Source organism: Mitsuaria sp. 7 (genome assembly GCF_001653795.1).
Classification (GTDB): domain Bacteria; phylum Pseudomonadota; class Gammaproteobacteria; order Burkholderiales; family Burkholderiaceae_C; genus Roseateles.
This window is the reverse complement of sequence record NZ_CP011514.1, coordinates 4067297-4080576: the sequence shown is the minus strand read 5'-3', so window position 1 is coordinate 4080576 and position 13280 is coordinate 4067297. Positions and strand designations below refer to the sequence as shown.

Below are 13280 nucleotides of genomic sequence, written 5' to 3'. Positions count from 1 at the left end.
CCGATTCCCACGGCATGCAGAGCTTCCTGAAGAGCTTTCAGTAGGACCGGTCCGGGCGGAGATCCCGCCACACCGGGGCAACGGCAGGCACGCATCGAGTGCCGGCAGGGCGCCGAATCTCGTCGAATACTGCAAGAAAAGTTGTTTGTATTAAAACCCGGCCCGGACCAGGCGCGCGTTCCTCCCCGCGCACCGGTCACGAGGCCCTTGGAGACAACAATGAATCGAATCCCCAACTCCCTCCGGCTTTCGCCGATCTCGGCCGCCGCCTGCCTCACGCTGTGCCTGGCCGGCCAGCAGGTCCTGGCGCAGGACGCGCCCAAGGCGCCTGCCGCTCCTGAGACTGCCGCTTCGGGCGCGGCGGGCACGAAGCTGGAGCAGGTGGTCATCGTCGGCCAGCGCGCCAGCCGCGCGGCGGCGGTGCAGACCAAGCGCGACGCCGACCAGGTCGTCGAATCCATCGTCGCCGACGACATCGGCAAGTTCCCCGACAACACGGTGGCCGAGGCGCTGCAGCGCGTGCCCGGCGTGCAGACCGTCGTCAACTTCAACAACGAGATCGTGAACCCGCTGATCCGCGGCATCGGCGACATCATCACGACCGTCGACGGTCGCGAGATGTTCACCGGCGTGGGCCGCGGCTTCGCGTTCCAGGACTTGCCCGCGGAAGCGATCTCGCGCGCCAACGTCTACAAGTCGGCCGGCGCCAACCTGATCGAAGGCGGCGTCGCCGGCGCGATCGACCTGAAGCTGCGCAAGCCCATGGAGTTCGCCAAGGGCCTGACGCTGGTCGTCAACGGCCGCGCGAGCCAGGGCGACTACGCCGACAAGCCCAGCACCAAGCTGGGCGTGCTCGGTTCCTACCGCACCAACACGCCCGCGGGCGAGATGGGCGGCCTGGTCGACATCTCCTACGCCGACCACAAGTTCAACCGGCCGATCTCGTTCAACTGCGATCCGCGCTCGGGCACCAACGGCCCGCCCGGAGCCCCCGGCCTGGTACTGCCGACCTGCGTCGGCGGCCTGACCGACACCGGCGAGTACCAGCGTCCGCAGGTCAACGCGTCCTTCCAGTGGCGCCCGAACCAGGAGAACGAGTTCTACGTCGACGGCCTCTACGCCGGCTATCGCGCGAAGTTCGCGACCTTCTTCATCTTCTCGGACATCTTCGCGGCGCAGAACATCACCAACCCGAAGGGCAGCGACGACTGCTTCGACGCGCACGTCGACGGCGCGGGCTTCCTCGGCCCGTCGTCGCAGCCGATCCAGCGCCTGTGCAACGGCGTGTCGGCGACCTTCAACAACGTGCCCGGCCTGACCAGCACGCAGGCCAAGAAGCAGTCCACCGACCAGCGCGTGCTGGCCGGCGGCTGGAAGTACAACTCGGGTCCGCTGTCGATGAATCTCGACCTGTCGCGGATGGAGTCGACCAACAGCAATCGCACGGTCATCGTCGACCTCGGCAAGCAGATCAGCGCCGTCGACATCGTGATCAACAACGGCGGCTACGGCACGACCAACATGCCGGGCAACCCGCTCGGCCAGGCGACGGACTTCCGCTTCGCCAACTCGCTGTTCCAGGACATCAACCGCGCCAAGTCCAAGCAGGACGCGGTGGCCCTGAGCGGCAACTACGAGCTGGGCGGCTTCATCAGCAACGTCGACTTCGGCGCCCGCGTGACCAAGCGCGAATCGCACTGGCGCGCCAATGCGCCGGGCGGCCCGAACGCCCCCGGCGGCAACCGCGCGACGCTGGTGAGCAGCGCGACGCAGCTGCCGGGCAACTTCCTGATCACGGCGCCGAATTGCATCCCGCAGATCAACAACTGCTCGCCGTGGATGACGCCGAATCCGGACTACCTGCTCAACAACACGGACACGCTGCGCGCGCTGTACGGCGGCGCTTTGGGGGATCCGTCCTACGACCCGCTCAACAACTACGACAGCGACGAGAAGACCTACGCGGTCTACGTGCAGCCGCATTACGAGACCAAGCTCGCCGGCCTGCCGCTGGACGGCGTGATCGGTGGCCGCTTCGTGCGTCTGGAGCGTGACATCAGCGGCGCCGGTCGGATCAACGGCGTGGTGACGCCGCAGACCGCGTCGTCGACGGCCTCGCGCTTCCTGCCCAACTTCAGCGCCAAGCTGGAGGTGGTGCCCAACCTGCTGGTGCGCGCCACGGCGGGCAAGACGATGTCGCGTCCGGCGCTGGGTGACCTGAACCCCTCGCTGACCTACTCGATCCCGACCAACGCCAACATCCGTCCGAGCGGCAGCGGCGGCAACTCCGACTTGAAGGACCAGACCAGCACGGCCTACGACCTGTCGATCGAGAAGTACTTCAACAAGGGCAGCTACCTGCAGGCGGCGGTGTACCACCGCGTGCTGAAGAACCGCGTCGTGCGCTCGACCGCGCCGGAAGTCATCGACGGCGTCGAGTACGACATCAGCCGTCCGCGCAACCTGGGCAAGGCGACGCTGAAGGGCCTGGAGCTGAGCGGCCAGTACTTCATGGACTTCCTGCCGGGCGCGTTCAGCGGGCTGGGCGTCTTCGGCAACTACACGCTGGCGGACAGCAAGGTGAACACCAGGACCGATCCGCTGTTCGGCAAGCCGCTGCTGGGTGTGTCCAAGCACAGCTACAACGCGGGCGTGCTGTACGAGAAGTACGGCTTCACCAGCCGGCTGACCTACACCTGGCGCAGCAAGTTCAACGAAGGCTCCTTCGGCTGCCTGCTGGCGCCGTCGACCGAGAACGGCATGGCCGTCGCGGCCTGCGACCCGAACGTGGCCCCGACCTACAACCGCGTCAAGGACTACGGCCGGCTGGACTTCGCGATCGGCTACGCGTTCAGCGAGAAGCTGAGCGTGAGCTTCAACGCCAACAACCTGACCGGGTCGAAGTACTACAGCTACTTCCAGAACGAGAGCTTCCCGCACGACATCCGGTCGGACGACAAGTTCTACGGCTTGAGCTTCAACGCGAAGTACTGATCCGTTCACGAGGCCTCTTCACTTCCACCGCCGCTGGCCCTCACCACCACCCTCTCCCGCAAGCGGGAGAGGGGGTCAGAAGGGCGTCGGTCGGACTCCCTCTCCCGCTTGCGGGAGAGGGCAGGGGTGAGGGCCAGCGACCGTCGCATACCAAGGAGTTTTCATGCGCCAAGCTCGTCCGGCGGCACGCCGCCGTTTCGTTCTCGGGTCCGTCGCCATGGGCGTGATCGCCGCCATCGGCGCGATGCCCACTGCGTTTGCCGCCGACAAGAAGATCGTCCTGGGCTTCTCCCAGATCGGTGCGGAGTCGGAATGGCGTACCGCCAATTCGGCCTCCATCAAATCGGCCGCGAAGGAGTCCGGCATCGATCTCAAGTTCGCCGATGCGCAGCAGAAGCAGGAGAACCAGATCAAGGCCTTGCGCGCCTTCATCGCGCAGAAGGTCGATGTGATCGCGCTCTCGCCGGTCGTGGAGACCGGCTGGGGCACGGTGCTGCGCGAGGCGAAAGCCGCCGGCATCCCGGTGATCCTGACCGACCGCACGGTGCAGGAGACGGACCAGACGCTGTGGGCGACCTTCATGGGTTCCGACTTCGTCGAGGAAGGCCGTCGCGCGGCGAAGTGGCTGACCGACAAGGTCAAGAGCCGGCCCGCGGGCAAGGAGATCCGCATCGTCGAACTGCAGGGCACGGTGGGTGCCGCTCCAGCGCTCGATCGCAAGAAGGGCTTCGAGGAAGGCATCAAGGCCGACCCGCGCCTGAAGATCGTTCGCTCGCAGACGGGCGATTTCAGCCGCGCGAAGGGCAAGGAGGTCATGGAGGCCTTCCTGAAGGCCGAGGGCCGCAACATCGACGTGCTCTACGCGCATAACGACGACATGGCGATCGGCGCGATCCAGGCGATCGAGGAGGCCGGGCTGAAGCCGGCGAAGGACATCCTGATCATCTCGATCGACGGTGTGAAGGGCGCGTTCCAGGCGATGGTCGCGGGCAAGCTCAACGTCACCGTGGAATGCAGTCCGCTGCTGGGGCCTCAGCTCATGCAGACGGTGAAAGACCTGAAGGCCGGCAAGACCGTGCCGCGCCGCATTGTGACCGAGGAGGGCGTCTTCCCCGCCGAGGTCGCGGCGCAGGAACTCCCCAAGCGGAAGTACTGATGACCGTCGTGCTGGAGGCACGCGGGGTGGCGAAGGCCTTCCGCGGGGTGCCCGCATTGGTGGACGCGGCGCTGACGCTGCGCGCCGGCGAAGTGCAGGTGCTGATGGGGCAGAACGGCGCGGGGAAGTCCACGCTGATCAAGATCCTCGCCGGGGTGCAGGATCGCGACGCGGGGACGATCGCGCTCGATGGGGTGCCTTTCGCGGCGCGGTCTCCGCTGGAGGCGCAACGCGCCGGCATCGCGGTCGTCCATCAGGAAGTGCAGCTCTGCCCGAATCTCTCGGTGGCGGAGAACGTGCTGGCCGGACGCTTCCCGCGCCGCTGGGGCGGGGTGGCGATCGACTGGCCGAAGGTGCGCGAGGAAGCCGATGCGGCGCTGGCGCGGCTCGGCATCCAGGCCGACGTGCGGCAGCCTTTGGGCGACTTTCCCGTCGCCGTCCAGCAGATGATCGCCATCGCCCGCGCGCTGCATCAGCAGGCGAGGGTGCTGATCCTCGATGAACCGACGTCGTCGCTCGATGAAGCGGAGACGGCACGACTGCTGCAGATGGTCCGTCAGCTGCGCGAAGAGGGCGTCGCGGTGCTGCTGGTCACGCACTTCCTCGATCAGGCCTACGCAGTCGCCGATCGCTTCACGGTGTTCCGCAATGGCGAGTTCGTCGGCGAGCGTGGTGCCGTGGAACTGTCGCGGATGAAACTGGTGCACCTCATGCTCGGGACCGAGCACGAGGACAAGGCATCCGGTGGCCCCGCTCAGTCAATCGCGTCGCATGCTCCGCATTCCTTCGCGGAGCCACCGGACGCCTTGTCCTCCGACACGCATGCGCACTTAGGAAGAGGCGCGGTGCGGGCGTCGGCGCACTGGGGTGGCTCCCTCTCCCGCACCGCGGGAGAGGGTGGGGGTGAGGGCCAGCGGCCGTCGATCCTCTCCACCCTCGGGCTCGGGCGCCGTGGCGCGGTCGAGGGCGTCGACCTTCACGTCGCCGCCGGCGAAGTGCTGGGTCTGGCGGGCCTGCTCGGCGCCGGCCGGACCGAGACCGCGCGCCTGCTCTTCGGCGCCGACCGCGCCGACACCGGCGAGATCCGCATCGACGGCAGCGCCGCGCGACTGCGCAGCCCGCGCGACGCCGTTCGCGCCGGCCTGGCCTTCTGCCCCGAGGAGCGCAAGGTCGACGGCATCGTCGCCGAACTCAGCGTGCGCGAGAACATCGTGCTCGCACTGCAGGCGCGGCGCGGCATCCTGCGCACGCTCTCCGGCGGCGCGCAACGCGAGCTCGCCGAGCGCTTCATCCGGCAGCTCGGCATCAAGACCGCCGACGCGGAAACGCCCATCGGCCTTCTCTCCGGCGGCAATCAGCAGAAGGCCATCCTCGCGCGCTGGCTCGCGACCGAGCCTCGCTTGCTGATCCTCGACGAACCCACCCGCGGCATCGACATCGCCGCGAAGCAGGACCTGATGGACCAGGTGCTGTCGCTGTGCCGGCAAGGCATGGCATTGATCTTCATCTCGTCGGAGCTGTCCGAAGTCCTGCGCGCGAGCGACCGCATCACCGTGCTGCGCGAGCGTCGCCAGGTGGCGGAGCTCGACGCAGACGGACTCGACGAAGAACGCCTGCTGCACGTGATGGCCGGCGCCACGGAGGCGCACGCATGAGCGCGCCGGCTTTCCTGCGTCGCTGGCGACGTGCCGCTGCTGCGGATGCGAACGCGGAGACGGGCGCGGACGCCCTCGCGAATCGCCCTGCACGGCGATCGGCCGATCACCACGCAGGCGCGCGGCATGCGGCCTACGTCCTGCTCGCCCTCTGGGCGCTGAACGCGATCCTGAATCCCCAGTTCCTCAGCCTGCGCTGGCAGGACGGCCATGCCTACGGCCCATTGATCGACATCCTGAACCGCGCGGCGCCGCTGATGGTCGTCGCGATGGGCATGACGCTGGTGATCGCGGTGCGCGGGATCGACATCTCAGTCGGCGCCGTGGTCGCGATCGCGGGCGCGGTGGCGGCCACGCTGGTGACGCAAGACGGCGCGGCGATGCCGATGACGGCGGCGATCCTCGGCGCGCTCGGCGCGGCTGCGGTATGCGGCCTGTTCAACGGCCTGCTCGTCGTCGCCGGCGGCATCCAGCCGATCATTGCCACGCTGATCCTCATGGTCGCGGGCCGCGGCATCGCGCAGCTGATCACCGACGGCCAGATCATCACGATCTATCACGAGCCCTACTTCTTCCTCGGCAGCGGCTTCCTCTTCGGACTGCCGTTCGCGCCGTGGATCGCGCTGGGCGTCGCCGCGCTGTTCGGCTTGCTGAAGCACCGCACGGCGCTCGGGCTGTTCCTCCAGGCCAGCGGCGCCAACCCGGCCGGCGCGCGTCTGGCGGGCGTGCACGCCGCCGGCCTGATGCTGGCGGTCTACATCGCGTGCGGCCTCTGCGCCGGCGTGGCCGGGCTGATGATCAGCGCCAACATCAAGAGCGCCGACGCCAACAACGCGGGCCTGATGCTGGAGCTCGACGCGATCCTCGCGGTGGCGCTCGGCGGCACATCGCTGCTCGGCGGTCGCTTCAGCCTGCGCGGCAGCCTGCTGGGCGCGCTCATCATCCAGACGCTGACGACCAGCATCTACGCGTTGGGCATCGCGCCCGAGGTCACGCTGGTGGTGAAGGCTGCCGTCGTCTTCGCCGTGTCGATCAGCCAGGCGCCGGTGTGGCGCTCCTGGCGCGAGCGCTGGCAACGCCGCGCGGGAGCGGCGTCATGAGCGAGCTCCAGAACGGCATGAAGAATGCCCGCTCCCTCGTGCACGCCCGCGACCTGCCGAGCTGGGCCTCGGTGCTGCTGCTGGTGGTGGGCGCGCTGGCCGGCGCCTCCGCCTATCCGGGCCTGCTGTCGAGCCAGGTCTTGCTCAACCTGATGATCGACAACGCCTTCCTGCTGGTCGTCGCCGTCGGCATGAGCTTCGTGATCCTGTCCGGCGGCATCGACCTGTCCGTGGGGTCGGTCGTCGCGCTGACGACCATGCTGCTGGCGCTCGGTGTCGAGCGCGCGCATCTGTCGCCGCTGGTGCTGATCCCGCTGCTGCTGATCGGCGGGACCGCGTTCGGCGCGCTGATGGGCGCGGTGATCCACGTCTTCGCGATTCCGCCCTTCATCGTCACGCTGGCCGGGCTCTTCCTGGCGCGCGGCCTCTGCTACCTGCTGAGCGTCGATTCGATCCCCATCACCGATGCAACGCTCACCGCGTGGTCGCAGTCGCGCTGGTCGCTAGGGCCGCTCGGCGAGATCACACCGGGCGCGGTGACGGCGCTCGCCATGCTCGCGCTGGCGGTGGCCGTGTCGCGGTCGACGCCGTTCGGCCGGGCCGTCTTCGCGCTCGGCGGACAGGAGACCTCCGCGCGCCTGATGGGCCTGCCCGTCGCCGCGACGCGCATCGGCGTGTACGCACTCAGCGGCGGATGCGCCGCGCTCGGCGGCGTGCTCTTCGGCATCTACACGCTGTCGGGCTACGGCCTGCATGCGCAGGGGCTGGAGCTCGACGCGATCGCCGCGGTCGTCATCGGCGGCGCGCTGCTCAGCGGCGGCATCGGCCATGTGCTGGGCGCGCTGACCGGCGTGCTGATGCTCGGCCTGATCCAGACGCTGATCCTGTTCGACGGCACCTTGAGCTCGTGGTGGACCCGCATCGTCATCGGCGCGCTGCTGGGGCTGTTCTGCGGACTGCAGCGCGTGATGGTGCTGTGGCACGGCCGCTCGTCGCGGCGCGCCTGAGTCCGTCTTCCTTCATCGGCACTTCACCAGAACGCTCACGAGAACTTTCACGAGAGCTTTCACGAGAACGTTCATCAGAACAACGAGGAAACAGATCGATGTCTTCGAAACATTCCCTGCTGATCGCGGCCAGCTTCGCGGCGACCTTCGCGGCGCTCGCGTCGCTGAGCGGAACGGCCGCGGCCCAGCCGACGCAGGACGCGCAGGCAGTCGTCGCGCCCGCGCCGCATGTGCACCTGACCACGCCGTGGACCGACGAGGCCTTGAAGGCCCCGGTGCCGTTCCCCGAGTACCCGCGCCCGCAGCTGGTCCGCGCGGAGTGGCTCAACCTCAACGGGCAGTGGGAGTACTGGGGCGGGAAGGGCGCGCCGGATGCGCGCCTCGCGCCGACCTCTGCGCCGCGCTTCCCCGAGAAGACCGAGCGCGTCCGCGTCCCCTATCCGGTGGAATCGACGCTGTCCGGCGTGGAGCGCCTCGGCGAAGTGAACCTCTGGTACCGGCGCAGCTTCGAGGTGCCCGCCACCTGGAAGGGCCAGCGCGTGCGCATCAACTTCGGCGCCGTCGACCGCCTGGCCACCGTCTACGTCAACGGCACGCGCGTCGGTCAGCACGAGGGCGGCTACACGTCCTTCGGCTTCGACATCACGCCGATGCTCAAGCCCGGCCGCAACGAGCTGGTCGTCGCCGCCTTCGACCCGAGCACCAACGACGGCACGCTCGGCAAGCAGTCGCTGAAACCGGGCGGCATCTTCTACACGCCGAGTTCCGGCATCTGGCAGACGGTGTGGCTGGAGCCCGTGGGCCAGGCGCACGTCGCGAAGCTCGACATGACGCCAGTCGTCGGTGAACAGCGCCTCGCGCTGACCGTGCGCGCCGGAGAGGCGAAGGGCCTGCAGGTCGAGGCCGTCGCGCTCAAGGACGGTCAGGTCGTCGGCCGCGTGCGCGGCGCCGCCGACAAGGCGCTCTCGCTGCCCGTGCCGCAGCCGCGCCTGTGGTCGCCCGACGATCCCTTCCTCTACGACCTGAAGATCACGCTGCGCCGCGACGGCAAGGTGGTCGACCAGGTCGACAGCTACTTCGGCATGCGCAGCATCGAGGTCGGCATGATCGACGGCGTGCCGCGTCCGCTGCTCAACGGGAAGTTCGTGTTCCAGTTCGGCCCGCTGGACCAGGGCTTCTGGCCTGACGGCCTCTACACCGCGCCGACCGACGCCGCGCTGCGCTTCGATCTCGAGGAGACGAAGAAGCTCGGCTTCAACATGGTCCGCAAGCACATCAAGGTGGAGCCGGCACGCTGGTTCTACCACGCGGACAAGCTTGGCCTGCTGGTGTGGCAGGACATGCCGCAGGCCTGGGACGCCGAGACCGACCTCGCCGTGCGCGCGAAGACCGAGGTCGAGTGGCGCGAGATCGTCGATCAGCTGCGCTCGGAGACGTCCATCGTCACCTGGGTGATCTTCAACGAGAGCTGGGGCGACTTCGAGCACCGCCGCATGGCCGCGCAGTTCCGCGCGATGGACCCGACGCGGCTGATCAACGCGCACTCCGGCATCAACTTCGCGCCGCATGACGAAGGCGGCGGCGACCTCATCGACCTGCACGACTATCCCGGCCCCGCCGCGCCGACGTACCAGCCGTGGCGCATCGCCGTGCTCGGCGAATACGGCGGCAACAGCCTGAAAGTGCCCGGCCACATGTACCGGCCCGAGTCGAAGTGCTGCTACCACCTCTTCGACAGCGCGGCGGCGATCAACGACGCCTACGTGGCGCAGGTCGACAAGCTGCGCGGCTTCCGCGCCGACAAGGGCCTGAGCGCCGCGATCTACACCGAGACGACGGACGTCGAGGAGGAGCTCAACGGCTTCTTCACCTACGACCGCCGCGTGAAGAAGCTGGACTTCGACCGCGTGAGCACGGCCAACAAGGCGTTGATCGACGGTCGATGAGCAATCGTTGCGGACCGACGTCGGATCGTCTTCGATGCGACGTGGGTCCGGGCAACACCTGACCCGGCGGCGGCCGCAGAGCCGCCCCATTCCCCTGACCGGCGCCGCTTACCTCGCCGATCGACGACAGCAACGCGGCCCGCGAGGCCGCATTTGGAGACACGCATGAGCAAGTTCGCTTGGAGTGGGTGGCGCTGGCTGCTCGCGATGGTGATGGCGGCGACGGCCTTCGTCGCCGGACCGTCGCAGGCGGCGGAGACGGTCCTGGGCAACCAGGACAGCTTCTACCCGCGGATGATCCGCCTGGCCGCCAGCGGCGGCGCCAACGGACGCCTGATCGCGTCCTACGACCTCGGCGGCGCGCAGTCGCTGATCTACGAGAGCACCAACCAGGGCACGACCTGGACCCAGGTCGGCAGCGTCACGGTGCCTGAGCCGTGGCATTGCTGCAGCGGGATGTGGGAGGTGCCGCAGCAGCTCGGCTCGACCGCGCCCGGCACGCTCTTCTGGGCGACGACGACGCGCAACGGCAGCGCGTACTCGATCCGCATCTACCGCAGCACGGACGTGGGACGGACCTGGACCTCGCACAGCGTCGCGGCCACCGGCAGCGTCGGCACCTGGGAGCCGGAGTTCTCCGTCGACAGCGCCGGCCGGCTGCTGATGTTCTATTCGAGCGAGGAGTACAAGTCCGGCGGTTTCAACCAGCTGATCGCGCACAAGGTCTCGACCGACGGCGGACTCACCTGGAGCGCGGACACCATCGATGTCGGCATCAGCGACAACGGCGACCTGCGTCCCGGCATGCCCATCGTGCGCAGGCTGCCCAACGGCAGCTACGTGATGAGCTACGAGATCTGCGGCTCGCGCAGCTGCGACGTGTACCTCCGGACCTCGACCAACGGCAGCGGCTGGGGCACGGCGAGCAACATGGGCACGCGCGTCGAGTCGACGGCGGGCAACCATTTCTCGCACGCGCCGACGGTGTCGTGGATGAACGACGGCAGCGCGCAAGGGCGCTTGCTGCTGATCGGGCAGATCGTGCGTCGCAACGCCGGCAACGCGATCAACGACGACGTCAACGGCCGCATCTACATGTTCAACACGAACGGTGGTGCAGGGCAGTGGACCGAGGCCGCGGCGCCGCTGGTGACGCCGAACACCGGCACCGATCCGTGCAGCAACTACAGCAGCCAGCTGCTGCCGTCGACGGACGGCACGCGCGTGCTGCAGATGGCCAACATCGCCTGCCGCGTGCAGTTCGCAAGCGTGCCGCTGAACCAACCGGTCGCGGACGGCGTCTATCGCCTGGTCGCGAAGCACAGCGGGCAGGTGCTCGACGTGACGGGCTGCTCCACTGCAGCCGGCACGCAGATCGAGCAGTGGAGCTGGGTCGGCGGCGACTGCCAGCGCTGGCGCGTGGCCAACACCGGCAACGGCGACTACACGCTGACGGCGCAGCACAGCGGGCAGCAGCTCGACGTCGATGGTTGCTCGACGACCAACGGCGGCAAGGTGCAGACCTGGACGGTGGTCAACAACAACTGCCAGAAGTGGCGCATCGAGCCGGTGGAAGACGGCTACTTCCGCGTCATCAACAAGAACAGCAACCTGGTGCTGGATGTCGATGCGTGCTCGACGGTGGCGGGGACCAAGGTCCAGCAATGGAGCTGGATCGGCGGCGACTGCCAGCGGTGGAAGTTCGAACGCGTGAGCCCGAACAACATCGCCAACGGCACCTACAAGGTGATCGCGAAGCACAGCGCTCAGGCGCTCGACGTGGCGGCCTGCTCGACGGCCGCGGGCGGTCTCGTCCAGCAATGGCCGTACAGCGGCGCCAACTGCCAGCGCTGGAACGTCACCGCGACCTCGGACGGCTTCTACGAGCTGACCTCGGTGAACAGCGGCCTGAAGCTCGAAGTGCAGGACGCCTCGCTCGCGATGGGCGCGCAGGTGCGGCAGTGGATGAGCAACAACGCAGCGACGCAGCGTTGGGGCATCGAGAACGTGGGCGCCGGCTACTGGCGCTTCATCAACAAGAACAGCGGTCGCGTGCTCGACGTCGACGGTTGCTCGACGACCAACGGCGCCAAGGTCCAGCAATGGGAATGGCTGGGCGGCGACTGCCAGCGATGGGCGATCTCGGCGCCGTGACGCCGAGCGTGTGACAGCAGGGCGGCGCGTCGAGGCGCGCCGCTTCCGCTGAGGACGCCATCGCGAAGGATCGAATCAGAAATGCAAACAAGGAGAGAGACATGAGACGAATCCAAGCGCTTGCGGGCGCGATCCTGGCGGTGGTCGCGGTGTCCACGGCCGTGGCGCAGACCTCGGCGGCGCGGCCCGCCGTCGTGGCGAACCCGGCCCACACGGCCGGTCCGCCAAGCGCGGCCGCGCTCGCGAAGACCGGCCCCGAGGCCTACCTCTTCGCCCACATGACCGACGCGCGCTACGGCGTGCTGCACTACGCGGTGAGCCTGGACGGCTTGCACTGGTCCAAGCTCAACGGCGGCAAGGCCGTCAACGAGGAGTACCACGGCCACCCGTCCATCGCGCAAGGTCCGGACGGTCGCTTCTACCTGGTCGGCAACAAGAGCGACGACGATCCGGACATCCGCTTCTGGGTCTCCGACGACCTGGTGAAGTGGCAGGTCTTCGGCACCTACCGGCCGGACCTGTCGAAGGTGGCGGGCCTGCCCAACGCGATGCAGCGCATCGGCGCGCCCAAGATCTACTTCGACAAGCCGTCGAATCAGTTCGTCGTGCTGTGGCACACGGCGACGGTGCCCGGTGTCCCCGAGGATCCCGAGCGCTACTGGTCGAGCCAGCGCACGCTCTATGCGCTGTCGCCGGACCTGAAGCGTTTCGACGCGCCGCCCAAGCGGCTGTTCAAGTGGGAGATCGCGACGATCGACACCTTCCTGATCGCGAATCCGGAAGGTGGCTACTGCGCGGTGATCAAGGATGAGCGTTATCCGTCCTACATCTGGACGACGGGCAAGACGATCCGCATGAGCTGCGCGCAGGAGCTGCTGGGCCCGTACCCCGAGCCCGGCCCGGCGCTGAGCCCCGCGTTCCGCGAAGCGCCGACGCTGGTCCGCGCGCCAAACGGCGTCGATTGGCTCCTGTACTACGAGCAGTACGCGGGGAACGGCTACGGCCTGTCGATGGCGCCGCGGCTGGAAGGGCCGTGGGTGGAGGTCTGGGGCAACTCGCGCCGCAAGGAGTGGGATCGCTTCGAGATGCCCGCGCAGCTGCGGCATGGCTCGATGATGCCAATCACGAAGGCGCAGTACGAGGCGCTGCGCAAAGCCTATCCGGAAGGCGCGGAGAAGTCGGAGAAGGCGGCGAAGGCCGAGAAGTGACGACGTGACGGATCGTCGGGCGGGACCCGCGGGACGCCGTCCATTAGGGGCGGGGATCTA

At 68.2% G+C, this 13280-nt stretch carries 8 protein-coding genes; all 8 read left to right on the top strand.

Going from position 1 to position 13280, the window contains the following annotated elements:
• Positions 1-219: 219 nt before the first annotated feature.
• Positions 220-2994, top strand: coding sequence for a TonB-dependent receptor (locus tag ABE85_RS17900; RefSeq protein WP_067277616.1), 2775 nt, complete (start codon positions 220-222; stop codon positions 2992-2994).
• Between the two features lie 217 nt (positions 2995-3211).
• Positions 3212-4150, top strand: coding sequence for an ABC transporter substrate-binding protein (locus ABE85_RS17895; protein WP_409072588.1), 939 nt, complete (start codon positions 3212-3214; stop codon positions 4148-4150).
• Positions 4150-5805 (top strand): sugar ABC transporter ATP-binding protein, encoded by a 1656-nt coding sequence (locus ABE85_RS28475; RefSeq protein WP_067277600.1) that lies wholly within the window; start codon positions 4150-4152, stop codon positions 5803-5805. Before ABE85_RS17895 ends, ABE85_RS28475 begins: the two co-directional genes overlap by 1 nt.
• Positions 5802-6905 (top strand): ABC transporter permease, encoded by a 1104-nt coding sequence (locus ABE85_RS17885; RefSeq protein WP_082938718.1) that lies wholly within the window; start codon positions 5802-5804, stop codon positions 6903-6905. The genes ABE85_RS28475 and ABE85_RS17885 overlap by 4 nt, the downstream gene beginning before the upstream one ends.
• Entirely contained in the window at positions 6902-7912 is a 1011-nt protein-coding gene (gene yjfF, locus ABE85_RS17880) for a galactofuranose ABC transporter, permease protein YjfF (protein ID WP_067283023.1), read from the top strand. The genes ABE85_RS17885 and yjfF overlap by 4 nt, the downstream gene beginning before the upstream one ends.
• 98 nt (positions 7913-8010) lie before the next feature.
• Entirely contained in the window at positions 8011-9858 is a 1848-nt protein-coding gene (locus tag ABE85_RS17875; protein WP_067277598.1) for a glycoside hydrolase family 2 protein, read from the top strand.
• A gap of 165 nt (positions 9859-10023) precedes the next feature.
• A complete protein-coding gene (locus ABE85_RS17870; protein ID WP_067277596.1) occupies positions 10024-12012 on the top strand; it encodes an RICIN domain-containing protein in 1989 nt (662 codons plus the stop codon).
• A gap of 101 nt (positions 12013-12113) precedes the next feature.
• Positions 12114-13220, top strand: coding sequence for a glycosyl hydrolase family 43 (locus ABE85_RS17865; RefSeq protein ID WP_067277594.1), 1107 nt, complete (start codon positions 12114-12116; stop codon positions 13218-13220).
• Positions 13221-13280 lie beyond the last annotated feature (60 nt).